Origin of the sequence: Actinobacillus lignieresii (genome assembly GCF_900444945.1) — a bacterium.
GTDB classification, from domain to species: Bacteria; Pseudomonadota; Gammaproteobacteria; order Enterobacterales; family Pasteurellaceae; genus Actinobacillus; species Actinobacillus lignieresii.
This window is the reverse complement of record NZ_UFRM01000001.1, coordinates 880,746-898,567: the sequence shown is the minus strand read 5'-3', so window position 1 is coordinate 898,567 and position 17,822 is coordinate 880,746. Positions and strand designations below refer to the sequence as shown.

At 41.1% G+C, this 17,822-nt stretch carries 13 protein-coding genes and 1 riboswitch; of the genes, 2 read left to right on the top strand and 11 right to left on the bottom strand.

The window, feature by feature from the left end; all coding sequences use genetic code 11:
- Positions 1 to 264: 264 nt before the first annotated feature.
- The 5 genes from DY200_RS04095 to DY200_RS04075 form a co-directional block, all read right to left on the bottom strand.
- Positions 265 to 963: a LutC/YkgG family protein gene (locus tag DY200_RS04095; protein ID WP_005596547.1), complete on the bottom strand. Its 699-nt coding sequence runs from the start codon at positions 961 to 963 to the stop codon at positions 265 to 267.
- Between the two features lie 125 nt (positions 964 to 1,088).
- Complete coding sequence (locus DY200_RS04090; RefSeq protein ID WP_005611665.1) at positions 1,089 to 2,498, bottom strand: LutB/LldF family L-lactate oxidation iron-sulfur protein; 1,410 nt, start codon at positions 2,496 to 2,498, stop codon at positions 1,089 to 1,091.
- 9 nt (positions 2,499 to 2,507) lie between these two features.
- Complete coding sequence (locus DY200_RS04085) at positions 2,508 to 3,233, bottom strand: (Fe-S)-binding protein (RefSeq protein WP_005596552.1); 726 nt, start codon at positions 3,231 to 3,233, stop codon at positions 2,508 to 2,510.
- Positions 3,234 to 3,402: 169 nt separating this feature from the next.
- The gene (locus tag DY200_RS04080; RefSeq protein ID WP_005600534.1) at positions 3,403 to 4,998 is read right to left on the bottom strand and encodes an L-lactate permease; all 1,596 of its coding nucleotides are present in this window, start codon (positions 4,996 to 4,998) and stop codon (positions 3,403 to 3,405) included.
- A 467-nt stretch (positions 4,999 to 5,465) separates the two neighbouring features.
- A complete protein-coding gene (locus tag DY200_RS04075; protein WP_005600535.1) occupies positions 5,466 to 5,873 on the bottom strand; it encodes an H-NS family histone-like protein in 408 nt (135 codons plus the stop codon).
- Between the two features lie 260 nt (positions 5,874 to 6,133).
- A riboswitch (Lysine riboswitch) is annotated at positions 6,134 to 6,305 on the top strand.
- 124 nt (positions 6,306 to 6,429) lie between these two features.
- On the opposite strand from DY200_RS04075, the gene DY200_RS04070 reads away from it, so the two are divergent.
- Entirely contained in the window at positions 6,430 to 7,947 is a 1,518-nt protein-coding gene (locus DY200_RS04070; protein WP_115587019.1) for a Na+/H+ antiporter NhaC family protein, read from the top strand.
- Positions 7,948 to 8,151: 204 nt separating this feature from the next.
- Complete coding sequence (locus DY200_RS04065) at positions 8,152 to 9,123, top strand: substrate-binding domain-containing protein (RefSeq protein WP_115587018.1); 972 nt, start codon at positions 8,152 to 8,154, stop codon at positions 9,121 to 9,123.
- A gap of 134 nt (positions 9,124 to 9,257) precedes the next feature.
- Here the strand turns inward: DY200_RS04065 and sucD are convergent, their stop codons facing one another.
- From sucD to znuC, 6 genes are all read right to left on the bottom strand, one after another.
- Positions 9,258 to 10,130, bottom strand: a complete 873-nt coding sequence (gene sucD / locus DY200_RS04060) for a succinate--CoA ligase subunit alpha (protein WP_115587017.1) — start codon at positions 10,128 to 10,130, stop codon at positions 9,258 to 9,260.
- A gap of 2 nt (positions 10,131 to 10,132) precedes the next feature.
- Positions 10,133 to 11,299: an ADP-forming succinate--CoA ligase subunit beta gene (sucC, locus tag DY200_RS04055; RefSeq protein WP_115587016.1), complete on the bottom strand. Its 1,167-nt coding sequence runs from the start codon at positions 11,297 to 11,299 to the stop codon at positions 10,133 to 10,135.
- 143 nt (positions 11,300 to 11,442) lie between these two features.
- Positions 11,443 to 12,309, bottom strand: coding sequence for a VirK/YbjX family protein (locus DY200_RS04050; protein WP_115587015.1), 867 nt, complete (start codon positions 12,307 to 12,309; stop codon positions 11,443 to 11,445).
- A gap of 142 nt (positions 12,310 to 12,451) precedes the next feature.
- Positions 12,452 to 13,681 (bottom strand): 2-oxoglutarate dehydrogenase complex dihydrolipoyllysine-residue succinyltransferase, encoded by a 1,230-nt coding sequence (odhB, locus tag DY200_RS04045; protein WP_115587014.1) that lies wholly within the window; start codon positions 13,679 to 13,681, stop codon positions 12,452 to 12,454.
- Positions 13,682 to 13,800: 119 nt separating this feature from the next.
- Positions 13,801 to 16,611 carry a 2-oxoglutarate dehydrogenase E1 component gene (gene sucA, locus DY200_RS04040; RefSeq protein ID WP_115587013.1) on the bottom strand — a complete coding sequence of 937 codons (2,811 nt, stop codon included), beginning with the start codon at positions 16,609 to 16,611 and terminating at the stop codon, positions 13,801 to 13,803.
- Positions 16,612 to 16,853: 242 nt separating this feature from the next.
- Positions 16,854 to 17,654 carry a zinc ABC transporter ATP-binding protein ZnuC gene (znuC, locus tag DY200_RS04035; RefSeq protein WP_005596575.1) on the bottom strand — a complete coding sequence of 267 codons (801 nt, stop codon included), beginning with the start codon at positions 17,652 to 17,654 and terminating at the stop codon, positions 16,854 to 16,856.
- Positions 17,655 to 17,822: the final 168 nt, after the last annotated feature.

The window sequence follows — 17,822 nt, the reverse complement described above, 5'->3', positions numbered from 1 at the left end:
CTCTTGTAGTTTAACTTAATAAAAATGCAGTCTTCGGGCTGCATTTTTTTATACCCAAATTATGGTCAAATATATTAAATAGAGAAAAGAATGAGATTGACTTTATCCAATTGAGAGGATGAAAAAAGATTGTTAGAACAGATATGATTAATAAAAGAAAAATGATGAAATGGATATATCACTTGAAATAAACAAGCGGTCTGATTTGCTAAATTTCTTGCAAATCAGACCGCTTGTCATTTATCTCAGTAATGGGATAACTAATTATAGATCGTCAATCACAACATAGATTTTAGATACCGGACCGTGTACGCCGACCACTTTGATTAATTCAATATCGGCGGTTGCACTCGGACCTGAAATGATATTTACGCAAGACGGCATACGTTCGCCGGCTTGAGCTTTCTCATGCAGAATTTGCGCAAGCTGTGCTACGCGAGGTAATACGGTACTTTTACGTACGATGACGATAGATGTTGTCGGTAGTAAGCTGGTTGAACGACCGTTATCTTTAGAGGCGAATAACACGATACCGCCCGATTCGGCTAAACCGTATTCGCCATAGACGATGCCGATATTTGCTTGTTCCGAACGAGAAATATTTTCTTCACGATTGGTAAAATCCCAGATATAGCTGTCGAATTTCGCTTTTACCGCATCGGTAATGCCTAAAGTTTCAAGGCGAGCATCGTTATTTAATACGATATTTCCACCGCCGTATTTTTCACAAACTTCTAATACGGCTTGTGCTACGTCAGCTTCTTTGGTTTCAACCACATCAACCAATAACACTTTTGCGAAATTCATAAATTCGTTGCAAAGTTCTTGCTGAGAAAGATGGGTTAAGCGGGTTGTCGGATGATTATTTACCGGTGCTTCCATTTGGTCAGGGACTAATTTACGTTCTCTGCCCATACGTTGCGCCAGTTTATTTAAAAAGTTTTCACGATTCTGTAAGTCCATTGTGCTGTCCTATTTTTGCCACAATACATTTTACCTCGTTGACAAGCGGTTAAATTCGGCGGAATTTTTGCAAATTTTTATTCAAAAATAACCGCTTGTTTGTAGAGGCTGTGGTTCAAGTCAAATTATTTACGATTTTTAAACCATTCACGGAAGCTTTCGCCGTCCGCTGCCGGTAAGTCACGCGCTTTTGTCCATTCGGCTAAGGCACCGACTTGAATCGGCGCTTTACCGTTCTTAATGAATTTACCGGCGATCTTCGCACCCACTTTAACTCCCATATTCCATACGGACGGATTTGAGTTGGCAAAGGTGAAACCTTTAATTGAAAGACGTTCCGAGAACGGCGTTAAACCGGCTTCGGCAATTTTTTCACGGTGTTTAAGGATCAATTGCGCTAGAGGAATTTTTACAGGGCAAACGCTATTACATGCGGTACATAGCGAACAAGCATACGGTAATTCTTTAAATTCCTCATAACCGCCAAGTAACGGCGAAATAACCGAGCCAATCGGACCCGGATAGATGGAGCCGTAGCCGTGACCGCCGATTTGACGATAAGCAGGGCAAGTGTTTAAACAAGCACCGCAGCGAATACAACGTAAAACTTCCGAGAATTCGCTTTCTAAAATTTTTGAACGACCGTTATCGACAATCACAAGATGGAAATCTTCCGGACCGTCGGTTTCGCCTTCAAGACGAGGACCTGTCAGCCAAGTGTTATAAGCGGTTAATTTTGCACCTACCGCACTACGACATAACATAGTAATCAGTGCGTCCACTTCTTTGAAAGTCGGAGCAATACGTTCCATCCCCATTACCGCAATATGTGTTTTCGGTAGGGTTGTGGCTAAACGAAGGTTACCTTCATTGGTTACTAAGCAAACGGAACCGGTTTCCGGCACGGCGAAGTTACAACCTGAAATACCGATATCGGCGGCTAAGAAGTCTTTGCGTAGCGTTTTACGTACGAAAGCGTTCATTTCTTCCGGTTGCTCGGTTCCCTCATAACCTAATACCTCGTGTAATTCTTTGCGGATACGATGACGATCTTTGTGGATCGCCGGTACCACGATGTGAGAAGGTTTATCGCCCACGATTTGAAGCAAGTATTCGCCAAGGTCGGTTTCCACCACTTTCATGCCTTCCGCTTCCAATACGTGGTTCAAGCCGATCTCTTCGGTTACCATTGATTTGGATTTAACGATGGTCTTTGCTTTTTTCTCAAGCGCAACTTTACGGATATAAGCGGTCGCTTCTTCAGCGGTTTCTGCAAAAAAGACGTGGCCGCCGTTTTGAGTCACTTTTTCGCTTAATTGGTATAAATAAGCGTCTAAATTTGCTAAAACGTGGTTACGGAATTGTTTTGAAAGATCACGCCATTCTTCCCAATTTCCAAGTTCATCCACCATTTTTTGACGGTTTGCGCCGATGGTTTCTTGTGCTTTTACCACCGCCTTGCGCATGATGTCGTTATGAACTTGCTGTTCTACACGTTGCTTAAAGGGTAGGGTACTGGTTTGTAAATGTGACATAGGGCTTCCTTACTCTTGCATTAATACTTCTGCGATGTGCATAACTTTTACGTTTTTACCTTCACGGTTTAAACGACCGGCAATGTTAATTAAGCAACTAACATCCGCTCCAACTAGATATTCAGGTTCCACTTCGGTAATATTAACCACTTTTTCAGTGACCATTTCACCTGAGATTTCAGCCATTTTTACCGAGAACGTGCCGCCGAAACCGCAACAGGTTTGTTGGTTGTGAATCGGAAGTAATTCTAAGCCTTTAACATTTTTTAAAAGGGTGAGAGGTTCGTCCACAATGCCAAGTTTACGACTTAAGCTGCAAGACGGGTGGTAAACCGCTTTACCGGTGAGGCTTGCGCCGACATCCGTTCTTTTTAATACGTTTACGATAAAATCGGTTAAATCGTATAGACGTGCGGCAATTTTTTCCGCACGTTTCGCCCATTCCGGTTCGCCGAAACGGTTTAAGTATTCCGCATAGTTTTTGATTGCATAGACGCATGAACCTGCCGGTGCAACGATAGGGTAGTCGTTTACCTCAAAAGTTTCGATAAGGTTTTTCATACCTGGAATCGCTTGTTTCGCATAGCCGCTGTTCATTGCCGGTTGTCCGCAACAGCCTTGTTTCTCTAAGAAAACAACGTTACAACCCAATTTTTCGAGTAAAAGTACGCTGTTTTTTGCTACGCCGGCTTTGACAATGTCGGCAATACAGGTCACATAGAAATTTACGTTCATAAAGAATTCCCACTTAAATAAAAATAAGAAACAATCGTATTTAAAATGCCAAAAATGACAAAAGGAAGTCAGCTGACTTCCTTTTACTTAATATAGGTAGAAAAAGTTTAAATTTAACCGCTTGTTAGTGTATCACGTCTTTTAGAAATCTTTCTCTACCACTTTGTTATTACACGTTAAAGAAGATTGGAATAATCGTTAAAGCAACGATTGCCGCAATCACGCCGTAGATAAACATCGGTAAGACAGTTTTCTTAAGGATTGCGCCTTCTTGATTTTGAATATTTAATACTGAGTTTACCGCTACGATATTGTTAATACATACCATGTTACCCATTGCGCCGCCTACGGATTGTAATGCAAGCACTAATGAAGTGGATAAGCCGGTAATTTCTGCGGTTGATAACTGTACGCTACCGAAAGTTAAGTTAGATACCGTGTTAGAACCGGAGAAGAACGCACCTACCGCACCTAAGTATGAAGCGAAGATTGTCCAATATTCGCCGGTTGCCGCTGCAAAGCTCTTACCAATGATTTTCACCATTGAACCGTCGTTACCGACTAACATTAAATTCACCATGATTAACGCACCGACTAATGCGATAAATGGGTTTTTGGTTTGTTTAAAGCTACCTGCAAATACGTCTTTTACTTTTGAACCGCTTAACGCAAATAACGGGATACAAATTAATACGGTAATTACAAACGGGATTAATGCCGGCACATAAAGTAATTTATAGTTTGCACTTACCGTCGTACCGAAGATATTTTTTAAACTGAATACTAAACCTTGGCTGATTTCAAATTGACCTAATGAACCTAATTGAGTGCTGATCCAAGCGGTCGTGTTGTTCATCATCGCTTTAAACGGTAACTGTTGGATACGCGTTACGATTAAGAAGCCGATTAGTAAGCCGGTAGGAAGTAATGCTTTTGCGACTTCTTTTGCCGTTACTGACGAGTTATCTAATGTATTTTCAACTTTCGCTAAACCTACGCCTTTATTTGCAAGGAAAATCGAAATAAACATACCGATTGCGCCGCCGACTAACGACGGGAATTCGTAGTTTACTTGTGCAAGGAAGAAATAAGGAATAACGCAAGCAAATACGCTTAAATAAACGAATACGATATTTTGACGGATTTCTTTCCAAGTGACGATAAAGCTTAGAGCAATTACTGGAATCACTAATGCGGCAAAAGCATGAATTAATGCGGTCATTGAACCGATTTCAAGAATTTGCGCTTCCGCTAAGTTTAGCGAACCGAAACCGAACCAAGTCGGCGTACCTACCGCACCGAATGATACCGGCACTGAGTTCATAATTAATGCAAGGATCGCCACTTTAATCGGGTTAAAGCCTAAACCGACTAAAATCGGTGCGGCAATTGCCGCCGGCGTACCGAAACCGCTCGCACCTTCAATCATAAATGCGAACGCCCAACCGATGATCATAAGTTGTGCCACCGGATTCGGGTTAATCGTACCTAACCATTTGCGTAATGTATTGGTTACGCCTGACGCTTCGGAGAAGCGGTTGAATAAAATCGCACCGAAGATAACGGTAATCGGAGTAAATACCGACATAATAGCTGATGAGATATTTGCACTGATAATGGTAATATCGGTTGCAAAGAAAAGCAGATGGATAATCAGTACGACTACCGCAACCCACGGTAATGCAACATAGGATGGTAATGCGTTACGTTTTACCATTAAATAAATGAGTAAAACGATTGGGAAAATACTAAGGAATAACGCCATAAAAAGCCTCGTAATGCAATTTAATAATGAATGGTTAAAATAATGTTAAATAGGTAACTGCATTGTATGTAAGATTTTTCAAAAAAATAGAGGGGATGTGTAAATTTATGATGAAGATCACACTTTTTTATAATGATTGATTAAAAAATGACCACTAAAATTAGTGGAATTTTTACTATTTTTTTGTTTTAACTCTAATGAGTTAGGTAATAAATAGTTATTATGGAAGCACACAAAATTTTGTAGGAAGATGATTTAATTCCTAAACTATGTAATATGAAATGTAGAAATTAATAGACTTTATTTAAAAAATGTAGCATTATAAGTGATGGGGAATATTAAGCGTTAGCCTTTGATATTATAGAGAAATAATTATTGGTTATTTTAAAAGATTAATATTATATAAATTAAGTAAAATAAAAAAACGGGATTAATATTATATTAGTCCCGTTTTTTATGATGAAAAATTATATAGCAAACGATGCTAAACTTTTGCCTTCATCCAATGCTTTTTGAATCGGGCGAGGCGTACGTCCTTGTCCCGTCCAAGTTTTTTCATTGCCGTTTTCATCAACATATTTGTATTTTGCAGGACGAGGTGCGCGAGGCTCACGTTTCTTGTGTTCCGTGGCATTATTCAATAATGCTACGAGTTCTTCGGCCGAGATTCCGTCCTGTGCTAATAACTCCTTATATTTCTTTAGTCCTTCCATGACTTTCGCTTGCTCAAGTTCTTGCGCTTTTACTAATTCACGCTTTTCTTCAACGACAATCGATACTTTCTCAAGTAAAGATTCCATTTGTTCTAAGGTTGAATCTTTCGCAAGCGCTCTTAGATTACGGATATTTGATAACGTTTTTAAAATGTCTGACATTTTTTATCTCCAAATAAAGACCATATAAAATAATAGAAAATAGTATAATTATTGTGACATTTCAGAATGATAATTATCCTGAAAATATATTTTATATATTAACGGAATAGTTATTTAAGGTAAAGTAAGCGAGTCATTATTTTTTAATTTTATGAAATGGAATAATTTATTATTCGTCTGGTTATTCGCGAAATGTTAATAAAAATATAGCGTTTAGCTATTGGCAATCGAGGCAGATTAAGGTAATCTTACAAAGTCCTACAAATCGTAGAGGTGCAAATCCGATAAGTACTTTTTCTGAGTGGAGAACGAGGAGGAAAAAGGAAAGGCGTATTTGCCGAAATCAGTTAAGCGTCATCTTAATTGGTTGGGGTCGTTACCGAAAGGGACGACACTGTCGTAATCCTTGTATTACGGAGTGCTACTGCTAGGGTCGGTTCTATTCTTATTATTTCAGATTGCCTACCTCATCTTATGCGTTGCATAAATTCTCTCAGTAGATCCTCTTCTTTGTTTGGCTAGTATTTCATTACAAAGTAACTTTTTTAGAGGTTTTATGAATTTAATTGATTATTCAAGTTCGTTGCTGTCGATTATACCGGCATCGCTTGCTTTACTATTGGCTATGGTTACTCGACGAGTACTGCTGTCTTTAAGTGTCGGTATCTTAGTCGGTGCCTTTATGCTTTCGGCAACATTTGCGGACGGTTTCGTTTATTTAAAAAATATTGCTATCGGTTTGGTTTATGCTGACGGCGAATATTCGTTCGGAAAAGTACAGATCTTAATTTTCTTACTTTTATTAGGCGTATTTACCTCTTTATTAACGTATTCGGGCAGTAATCAGGCTTTTGCCAATTGGGCGAAGAAACATATTAAAGGGCGCCGCGGTGCGAAATTATTAACTGCCTGTTTAGTTTTCGTGACGTTTATCGACGACTATTTCCATAGTCTGGCTGTTGGGGCGATTGCTCGACCGGTAACGGATAAATTTAAAGTTTCGCGTGCAAAATTAGCTTATATTCTTGATTCGACCGCCGCACCGATGTGCGTGCTTATGCCGGTTTCCAGCTGGGGAGCTTCAATTATCGCAACAATCGGCGGTTTATTGGCGACTTATAATATTACCGAATATACGGCGATCAGCGCATTTGCTTCAATGAGTTTGATGAACTACTATGCGTTATTTGCCTTAATTATGGTGTTTATCGTAGCTTATTTCTCATTTGATATCGGTTCGATGAGTCGTTTTGAAAGAAAAGCGTTGGCTTCGGAAACACATACGAATGAAGATGCGGATGTCGAATCCAAAGGTCGAGTATATGCTTTAATCGTACCGATTCTTGTGTTGATTGTAACCACCGTTACTTCGATGATTTATACCGGAGCGCAGGCATTGGAAGCCTTTAGCTTATTGGGTGCGTTTGAAAATACCAATGTCAATCTCTCTTTAGTTATCGGCGGATCGGCGGGGGTATTGGCAGTAATGCTTTGTACGCTCGGTTTAATTAAAGCGGAAGATTATCCGAAAGCGATTTGGGTAGGTTGCAGATCTATGTTCGGTGCGATTTTAATTTTAACGCTTGCTTGGTTAATCAGTAGTGTCGTAAAAGATATGCATACCGGTGATTATTTATCTACGCTTGTTGCCGGCAATATTAATCCGGCTTTTTTACCTGCTATTTTATTTGTGCTTGCGACCGTTATGGCATTTGCAACCGGTACAAGCTGGGGGACATTTGGGATTATGTTACCGATTGCCGCGGCAATGGCGATTAATGTGGATGCAAGCCTTTTAATTCCGTGTATGTCTGCGGTTATGGCAGGGGCGGTATGTGGCGATCACTGTTCTCCGATTTCTGATACGACGATCCTATCTTCAACCGGCGCACAATGTAACCATATCGATCACGTAACTTCACAGTTACCTTATGCGTTACTTGTTGCGGTTGCTTCCATTATCGGATATTTAGTGCTTGGCTTTACCGGATCCGCCGTATCCGGATTTATTACCACGGCTGTTGTGATGATGGTATTGATTTTTATCTTTAGATCTAAAAAAATGACGGCTTAAGGTTTAATGCAATCCTTTTTGACAAGCGGTGAAATTTGTAAGAATTTTTGCAAATTTCACCGCTTGTTTTTTATTGTTGCTTATTCGTAATGATTTCTGAAATGTGTGAATTACCTCACATTATTTCCCTATTTAATTGTGTACTATCTTTTATATAGTAGTTCTAATTTAAAAGTCTTATTGATAATCTTGAGGGGGAATAATATGAAAAAATTAGCAATATGTTCATTAGCCGTCGGGATAAGTTTGTCTTCTTCCGTTATCGCTCAAGATACGCTGGGTGTGAGCTTATATCAGTACGACGATAATTTTATTCGATTAATGCATGATGAATTAATCGCATATACGTCAGAAAATCCTTCTCTTTCTCTATTAATGAATGATGCGCAAAATTCGCAATTTATGCAAAATAACCAAGTACAAACTTTAGTTAATCATAAAGTAGATGTGCTTGCGGTAAATTTAGTTGATCCGAATGCATGGGCAACAGTGATCGGTAAGGCTAAAGATGCGAACTTACCGATTATCTTGTTCAATAAAGATCCGGGCGCGAAAGCAATCAATAGTTATAAAAAGGTTTATTATGTCGGGTCTAATCCGGAAGAAGCAGGAAAAGCACAGGCTAAGATGATTGCCAATCATTGGAAAAGCAGTGAAGCGTTAGATTTAAATCACGACGGAAAAATGCAATATGCGTTATTAAAAGGGGAAGTAGGGCATCCGGATGCGGAAAAACGTACCAAAGCCGTAATTGAAGAATTAAAAATACAGGGTATTAAGACGGAACAATTGGCATTAGAATCCGCCGTATGGAATAAAGAAATTGCGAAAACTAAAGTAAACGCTTGGTTATCGACACCGCAAAATAATATTGAAGTGATTATTTCTAATAACGATAGTATGGCGATAGGTGCGTTAGAGGTGGTAACCGAAAAAAATAAAGCATTGCCTATTTACGGTGTGGATGCGACCCCGGAAGCACTTAATTTAATCAGAAAAGGAAAATTAGCCGGTACGGTCACCAACGATTGGCGTTCTCAAAGTAGAGCGATTATTGATTTTTCTCGCTTACTTGCAAAAGGGGAATTACCGGAAAATAGCCAATGGAAACTTGAGAACAGAGTGTTGCGGATTCCGGCAATGTCTATCGATAGAAGCAATATTAGCGATTTTTAATACTATCTAAAAGATATTAAGGACTGAGGGATGGGATATTTATCGCAACTCAGTCCTTTCGTTTGAACTCAATTACGGTCATCTTATCATTTTTGCAAATCATTATGAAAAAACGACCGATTATTGAACGAGATTTATTTGTGCAGCAATTCTCTTAATGCGCTACCGATTTCGGCAAGACTTCTCACCGTTTTCACGCCGGCATTCTCTAATGCTTTAAATTTTTCATCTGCCGTGCCTTTACCGCCGCTAATAATTGCACCTGCGTGTCCCATTCGTTTTCCTTTCGGTGCGGTAACGCCGGAGATATAACTGACAACAGGCTTTGTTACGTGCATTTTGATAAATTCGGCGGCTTCTTCCTCGGCGCTACCGCCGATTTCACCAATCATTACGATCGCTTCGGTTTCAGGATCGGCTTGGAAGAGTTTCAAAATGTCGATAAAACTTGAGCCTGGAATCGGATCACCACCGATACCGACACAGGTAGATTGCCCGAATCCTTCATCCGTGGTTTGTTTTACCGCTTCATAAGTAAGCGTGCCGGAACGAGAAACAATACCGATTTTACCTTTCTTATGAATATGCGCCGGCATAATGCCGATTTTACACTCGTCAGGGGTAATAATTCCCGGACAGTTCGGACCAATCATTCGTACACCGCTTTCTTTTAATTTCTGTTTGACACAAACCATATCTAACGTAGGAATACCTTCGGTAATACAAACGATAAGCTGGATACCTGCATCAATCGCTTCCAAAATCGCATCTTTACAGCCGGGAGCGGGAACGTAAATTACACTTGCAGTCGCACCGGTTTTTTCGACCGCTTCACGTACGGTATCAAATACCGGTAAACCTAAATGCGTTGTACCGCCTTTGTTCGGCGAAACGCCGCCGACAAGTTTCGTACCGTATGCTAAAGCCTGTTCGCTATGAAATGTGCCTTGTCCGCCGGTAAAACCTTGGCAAATCACTTTAGTATTCTTATCAATTAAAATCGCCATGTTTATTTTCCTTCCGCTGCTTTGACTGCAAGTTGTGCCGCTTGTGTTAATGTATTTGCCGCAATGAGACGTAAGCCGCTGTTTGCTAAAATTTCACGACCTAATTCCGCATTAGTACCTTCTAAACGCACGATGACCGGAATGTTTATCCCGACTTCATTAACCGCCGCAATAATACCTTCCGCAATTAAATCGCATCTGACGATGCCGCCGAAAATATTGACTAAGACGGCTTTAACATTCTGATCGGAAAGAATCAGTTTAAAGGCTTCCGAAACACGTTCTTTCGTTGCGCCGCCGCCGACATCTAAAAAGTTTGCCGGACGACCACCGTGTAGTTTCACGATATCCATGGTTCCCATGGCTAAGCCTGCACCATTAACCATACAACCGATATTGCCGTCTAATGCGACATAGTTAAGATCCCATTTTGCCGCATCGGCTTCTCGCGCATCTTCTTGGCTTGGATCTTGTAGGGCTTTTAGCTCCGGATGGCGATAAAGCGCATTACTGTCAATTACCATTTTGGCATCTAAACAAAGTAATTGACCTTGTTTGGTCAATACGAGCGGATTTACTTCGAGTAAGGCAAGATCTTTTTCAATAAATAATTTGGCAAGTTGTACAAAAAGATGAGCGAATTGTTTGATTTGATCGCCGGACAGACCGAGTTTAAAAGCTAATTCACGACCCTGAAAAGCTTGCGCACCGGTAAGCGGATCAATGGTCGCTTTATGGATAAGCTCCGGTGTTTGTGCGGCGACATCTTCAATATTCATACCGCCGACACTTGACGCCATAAAAACAATTTTTTGTGAAGAACGATCAATTACTGCACCCAAATATAATTCACGTTCTATTAGGCACGTTTCTTCGAGATAAATCGTATTTACCGGTTGTCCGTTTTTATCGGTTTGAAAAGTGACTAAACGCTGTCCCAACCATTGATTACAAAACTCATGAATTTCCGCTTCACTGCGCACTAATTTTACTCCGCCCGCTTTGCCTCTACCGCCGGCGTGAACTTGGCATTTCGCCGCCCAAGTGTCGCCAGCTAATGTGTGAATGGCTGAAACGGCGTCATCGAGAGAATGACAAACAATACCTTTACTTACGGGAAGTCGATATTGTGCAAAAATTTGTTTTGCTTGATATTCGTGTAGATTCATAAGCTTTCCTGTATAGGATAATGATTAGGATAATGTTCAAGAATTTAATCCATCTACTATAAAAAAGCAAACGTTAAAATAGGAGGAGATAGGCAAAAAATCAAAGAAAAAAGACCGCTTGTAAAACGGTCTGTTATTTATGGCTATGAAGACGGCGGTAACGGAAATGTTTGCTGAATGACGTCCGCTAATTTGTCTAACATTTCAAAGCGTTTACGATACATTGAACGTTTTTTACTCGGTACGTCCGTCAAGTCTTTGTTTAAAGCAAGCGGTAATTGCCAGTATTCTTGCAGTAACCCGCCCGATTCGCTGAATAACGTATCATAATTGACGGTATAACGTTTGCTTTGAATAAAGCGCGACTTATTTTGGTATTTGTGCGGAATACCTAATAACTGGTAGCCGAGCGTATGAGCGAGTAACTTCATGACTTCGATTAATAAATATGCGGGACGTAAGCCGTGACATTGTTTGGTTAAAAACTTAACTAAATCTTTGGCGTTTTCCGTATTGGCGCCTTGAATCACTCCGATAAGCAGTGATTGTTCTATTTTGCCGAATGTTAATAAATAAACGAGCCGGCGGCTGCTTTTTTGGCGTAATTCCAACGCCCAAAAACCTTCCATCGCTTGATATTCGTTTATATTTAAGCGGATTTCAAAATCAGGAATAAATTCGCCGAAGCTGATCGGTTTAACCCAAAGCGGAGGAAGATGATACTGCGCAAATTTTTGAGGTAAAAAAGTAAGGTTATCACACACAATTTCCAAACGTTGCTCCGCATTAAAACGCTTATCCAAAAAACGATGAATGACCGGATAACTATAATTAGGGTAAGCTTTAAGCAACTCGGAAAGTTCAGGGTGTCGGTTTGCAAACCGACTAAATTTTTTGACTTGTGAAGCATGTAAGACGGACCGCAACCAAAAGCGAAAGCGTTTTAGTCGGTAAGACTTATGAGGTTGATCGGGATAAACGTTATTTGCCGTCGGGTAATAATAGGTCATAAATTTCAGTCTAAGTAAGCGTTCTATACATTTACTATAACATAAGTTTACATATCTTACAAATTTCGGTGAATATTACTTTCTTGCAAAAAATAACCGCTTGTTTAAGTACAAGCGGTTAAAAATGAGTGTAAAACGACAATTAGATTTCAAGTAGTAAACGGGTCGGATCTTCTAATAAATCTCTGACTGCAACGAGGAAACCTACCGATTCACGACCGTCAATTAAGCGGTGGTCATAAGACAAGGCAAGATACATCATCGGGCGAATCACCACTTGACCGTTTACTGCGACAGGGCGATCTTTAATCGCATGCATACCTAAAATCGCACTTTGCGGCGGATTGATAATCGGAGTGGACATTAACGAACCGAATACGCCGCCGTTAGTAATGGTAAAGTTACCGCCGGTTAGGTCTTCTACGGTTAGTTTACCGTCACGTCCTTTTTCGGCAAGTGCTTTAATGGTTTTCTCAATATCCGCCATCGATAATTTATCGCAGTTACGAATCACCGGCGTGACTAATCCGCGCGGAGTGGATACCGCAATACTAATATCGAAGTAGTTGTGATATACCACATCATCGCCGTCAATCGAAGCATTGATTTCCGGATAACGTTTTAACGCTTCTACCACCGCTTTAATATAGAACGACATAAAGCCTAAACGCACGCCGTGTTGTTTTTCAAATTTCTCACCGTAAGTTTTACGTAAGCTCATAATCGGCTGCATATCCACCTCGTTGAAGGTGGTCAGCATTGCAGTAGTGTTTTTCGCTTCTAACAGACGTTCGGCAATACGTTTACGTAAACGTGTCATCGGCACGCGTTTTTCGCTACGAGCGGAGTAAGCTACGGTACTTACCGTATTGTGTTCGCTTGCCATCGCTTGTTTGGTTTTTTGAGCCTGACGTTGTGCAAGATAGTGTTCGATATCTTCACGGGTAATACGACCGCCGACACCGGTACCTTTGACTAAATGCGCTTCGATATTATGTTCCGCTAATAAACGACGAATCGCCGGACCTTGAGAGTCGGCATCCGAGTGATCATATTCGATGGCGGCGGATTTACGATCGGCGGGAGTCGCTTCGTTAGCTTGTTTGATAGTTTCTTGCGTAAAATCTCCCGCTTGAACGGTTGAGATTTTCCCAAGTAACTGTTTAGAAGTAACGGTTGCGCCTTGCTCTTGGCTGATTTCCGCTAATACGCCGTCATTCGGTGCCGGCACTTCTAAAACGACTTTATCCGTTTCAATTTCAACAAGTACTTCGTCACGTTTAACCGTATCGCCTACTTTTTTGTGCCAAGTCGCAACGGTAGCATCCGCGACGGATTCGGGTAGCACGGGAGTTAAAATTTCAATAGTCATGGTTTGGTTCCTTTCTTAATTTGCCGGTATAGGTTTTACCTAAACCGATAATTGAGTAAGCGGTCGTTTTCGTAAGATTTTTTGCAAAAGTTTATTAAAAATCGACCGCTTATTTATGCTTAAAGTGTTAAGGCGTCATCGACAAGTTGTTTTTGTTGCTGAGCATGTAAAGAGGTATAACCTACCGCCGGTGAAGCCGAAGCAGGACGACCCGCATAGGTTAATTTCGCTTTTTCAGGAATCGAAGCCTCAAAATTATGTTTACTGCAATACCATGCGCCTTGGTTTTGCGGTTCTTCTTGACACCAAACGAAATCTTTCACGTGTGCGTAAGGTTCTAATACTTTTTTCATATCCTCATATGGGAATGGATAAAGTTGCTCAATACGAATAATCGCCACATCAGTTTGTTCGTTTTGACGACGTTGTTCGAGTAAGTCGTAATAAACTTTGCCGGAACACATCACCACACGTTTTACTTTTTTCGCCGTAATATTGCTATCGATTTCACCAATTACATTTTGGAATTCTCCCTCGGTCAGTTCTTCGAGAGATGATACCGCCAGCGGATGACGTAACAGAGATTTCGGTGTAATTGCCACTAACGGACGACGCATTTTACGAATCGCTTGGCGACGTAACATATGGTAAGCCTGTGCCGGCGTACTCGGTACGCACACTTGCATATTTTGTTGTGCGCAAAGCTGTAAATAACGTTCCAATCTTGCCGAAGAATGTTCCGGACCTTGTCCTTCATAACCGTGCGGCAACAACATCACTAGCCCGCACATTCTGCCCCATTTTTGTTCGCCGGAGCTGATAAATTGGTCGATTACGATTTGCGCACCGTTGGCAAAGTCACCGAATTGCGCTTCCCAAATGGTTAATGTTTTCGGATCGGTTGTCGCATAGCCGTATTCAAACGCTAAGACCGCCTCTTCGGAAAGTACCGAGTCCCATACTTCAAAGCGTCCTTGATTGGCGTGTAAATGCGCAAGCGGAACATAGCCCGTACCGTCATTTTGGTTATGTACAACCGCATGGCGGTGGAAGAACGTACCGCGACCGGCATCCTCGCCCGATAAACGTACGTGCGTGCCTTCGTCTAATAGAGTTGCGTATGCCATGGTTTCCGCCATACCCCAATCCAGCAATTTTTTGCCCTCGTACATCTCTTTACGGTCACTATAGATTTTTTCGACACGAGAATGCGGGCGTAAACTTTCAGGGTATTCGCACACACGTTTAGCTAAGGTGTAGAAACGATCTTGCGGGAATTTGCTCTCATAAGGTGCTGTCCAGTCATAATTGAGATATTGCAACCAATCCACCGCCGCCATATCCATTTCGCGCCATTCCGGTACGACACGATCGCCGTTATCCAACGCATCACGGTAGTTGTTCATGATTTCGGTCGCTTGGTCTTGATTTAATACGCCTTCGGCAACCAAACGATCCGCATAGACCTTGCGAGGTGTCGGGTGTTTTTTGATGATGCTGTACATCATCGGCTGAGTAGCTAACGGTTCGTCCGCTTCATTGTGACCGTGGCGACGATAAGAAATCAAATCGATAAAAATATCACGTTTGAATAAGGTGCGATATTCGACCGCCATACGAGCGGCAAAAGCGACCGCTTCCGGATCATCACCGTTTACATGGATGATCGGTGCCTGAATCATTTTGGCAATATCGGTACAGAATTCGGTTGAACGAGTGTCGTTCGGGTTAGAGGTGGTAAAACCGATTTGGTTATTGATCACGATACGAATTGTACCGCCGACTTTATAACCGCGAGCATTCGACATATTTAAGGTTTCTTGTACTACGCCTTGGCCTGCTACCGCAGAATCACCGTGTACCGTGACCGCTAGGACTTTATTATGTTCGGTATCGCGAATACGTTCTTGGCGTGCACGTACCGAGCCGATAACCACCGGACTCACAATTTCCAAATGCGACGGGTTAAAAGCAAGAGTTAAATGTACGCGTTCGCCGTCCACATCGAAATCGGATGAGAAGCCTTGGTGATATTTTACGTCACCGGTACGGTTATCGTCGGCGTGTTTACCTGCAAACTCATCAAATAATTCCGCCGGTCTTTTACCTAGTACGTTTACTAACATATTTAAACGTCCGCGGTGCGCCATACCCATTACTACGTCTTTCATACCTTGACGACCGGCATGGCGAATAATCTCTTTCATCATTGGAATAAACGCATCGCTACCTTCTAATGAGAAGCGTTTTGCACCGGGGAATTTCGCACCGAGATAATGCTCAAGCCCGTCGGCAGCGGTTAATTCGGTCAGTAAATTAACTTTTTCGGTATGCGTAAATAACGGTTTATTTAAAGTACTTTCGATTTTAGCTTGTAACCAGTTACGTTGCTCCATATCTTGCACGTGCATAAACTCTAAACCGATTGTGCCTAAATAGGTTTGTTTTAACGCATCGGCGAGCTCACCGAACTTCATGGTTTCTTTGCCGTAAACATATTTGCCGATCGTTACCGTTTCGTTCAAATCCGCCTCGGTAAAACCATGATGGCGATAATCCAGCTCAGGCACGACGGACGTTTTCCAGCGATAATAGTTGATTGGGTCGAGTTTTGCTTCCAAGTATCCGCGGAAACGATGAGCATTAATCCATTGTAATAGACGCACTTGTTTTGCGCTGGCTTCCGGATCAATCACGGTAACGGATTCGGGGACGTTTTCACGGGCGAGTTTACGGAAATAATCACGTACTTGAGAATGGGGCTGTTCTACGACTTGCGTTTTCGGAAGGGTATCAAAAATGACACGCCAACTAGCATCGACATTTGCCGGATTTTCTAGATATTGTTCATAGATTTCTTCAACATAAGTCTGGTTGGAACCTCCGAACGGAGAAGAAGCCAACCAATCTTCAAAATTTTTATGCTGCATATAGACCTAACCTTGTATTGATGTGTTTACGAGTTATGGGCGTCATTATATACGCTAATGCGAATAAATTGGATTAAAACTCCGTGTAATTAATCAATTTATAAAGCGATATTTATATTATGCCTTAAAATAAAAGAAAAGAATGTGAGCTAAGTCTTGTTTTTAACAAATTGATAACAAAACGGTTAAATTTTGCGTTCTTTTACAAAGAATTTTAAAAATTTAACCGCTTGGAAGAAGGACTAATGTTGGCATTCGCATTGACCGCTACATACGTCGCCGTGCAAATTATGATGGTGGTTGTGGTGATGTGAATAAAACGCCACATTTTTAGCGAATTGGTCGCCAAAGAAATGAATAAAATGCGGATCGTTAGTGACCATTTCCGGCGTACCGGCACAACAAATATGTTTATTGACGCATAAAACTTCGTCGGTATTCGCCATTACGATATTCAAATCATGCGAAACCATTAAAATTGCGCAATTTAACCACGAACGAGTATTATTTAATAGTTGATAGAGTTCGGTTTGCCCTGTAATATCCACACCTTGCATCGGCTCGTCCAAAACCAGTAAATGCGGTTTATTTAGTACCGCTCTGGCGAGTAATACGCGTTGAAGTTCGCCGCCCGAGAGTTTTTGCATACTGTTTTGCGCTAAATGCGTAATAGAGAATAGCGAAAGCGCCTCTTGAATCGCTTGCGTCGTAGCGTCAGGTTTCAAGGATAGAAATTTCCAAACGGTGATCGGCATGGAATGATCAAGATGCAATTTTTGCGGTACATAGCCGATTTTTAAGCCTTTTTGGTGAATAACTTTACCGCTGTCAGGCGTAAGTAATTTTAATAATACTTTTAATAAAGTGGATTTACCTCCGCCGTTAGGACCGACAATGGTCGTAATGGAATTAGCATAAATCGCTAAATTGATATTGTGCAGAACCTTTTGCTCGTTAAAGGATACTTCGATTTGTTGAAGCTGAACTAGCGGATGACCTTTGGATTTTTCTTTAGGGACGGGCGTAAGTCGTTTAATTTGCATTATTTAAAAATTTTAGGGATATAATAAATAAGTGACAAATTAGCGGATTTTTTAGATTCTGACAAGAATGAATTTTAAGAAAGAAATTTTGTCGGATTCTCCTGTAAGAAATAAATGATACGATAGGACATATTTTGCAACACGTTATATTGGCAAGAGATCGACGTC

What these genes read in the sequence shown, in the direction of transcription:
- sucD (WP_115587017.1), bottom strand. Translation starts at nt 10,130, where the DNA reads ATGGCGATTTTAATTGATAAGAATACTAAAGTGATTTGCCAAGGTTTT.
- DY200_RS04050 (WP_115587015.1), bottom strand. Translation starts at nt 12,309, where the DNA reads ATGACCTATTATTACCCGACGGCAAATAACGTTTATCCCGATCAACCT.
- znuC (WP_005596575.1), bottom strand. Translation starts at nt 17,654, where the DNA reads ATGCAAATTAAACGACTTACGCCCGTCCCTAAAGAAAAATCCAAAGGT.
- sucC (WP_115587016.1), bottom strand. Translation starts at nt 11,299, where the DNA reads ATGAATCTACACGAATATCAAGCAAAACAAATTTTTGCACAATATCGA.
- DY200_RS04090 (WP_005611665.1), bottom strand. Translation starts at nt 2,498, where the DNA reads ATGTCACATTTACAAACCAGTACCCTACCCTTTAAGCAACGTGTAGAA.
- DY200_RS04070 (WP_115587019.1), top strand. Translation starts at nt 6,430, where the DNA reads ATGAATTTAATTGATTATTCAAGTTCGTTGCTGTCGATTATACCGGCA.
- odhB (WP_115587014.1), bottom strand. Translation starts at nt 13,681, where the DNA reads ATGACTATTGAAATTTTAACTCCCGTGCTACCCGAATCCGTCGCGGAT.
- DY200_RS04095 (WP_005596547.1), bottom strand. Translation starts at nt 963, where the DNA reads ATGGACTTACAGAATCGTGAAAACTTTTTAAATAAACTGGCGCAACGT.
- DY200_RS04085 (WP_005596552.1), bottom strand. Translation starts at nt 3,233, where the DNA reads ATGAACGTAAATTTCTATGTGACCTGTATTGCCGACATTGTCAAAGCC.
- DY200_RS04080 (WP_005600534.1), bottom strand. Translation starts at nt 4,998, where the DNA reads ATGGCGTTATTCCTTAGTATTTTCCCAATCGTTTTACTCATTTATTTA.
- DY200_RS04075 (WP_005600535.1), bottom strand. Translation starts at nt 5,873, where the DNA reads ATGTCAGACATTTTAAAAACGTTATCAAATATCCGTAATCTAAGAGCG.
- DY200_RS04065 (WP_115587018.1), top strand. Translation starts at nt 8,152, where the DNA reads ATGAAAAAATTAGCAATATGTTCATTAGCCGTCGGGATAAGTTTGTCT.
- sucA (WP_115587013.1), bottom strand. Translation starts at nt 16,611, where the DNA reads ATGCAGCATAAAAATTTTGAAGATTGGTTGGCTTCTTCTCCGTTCGGA.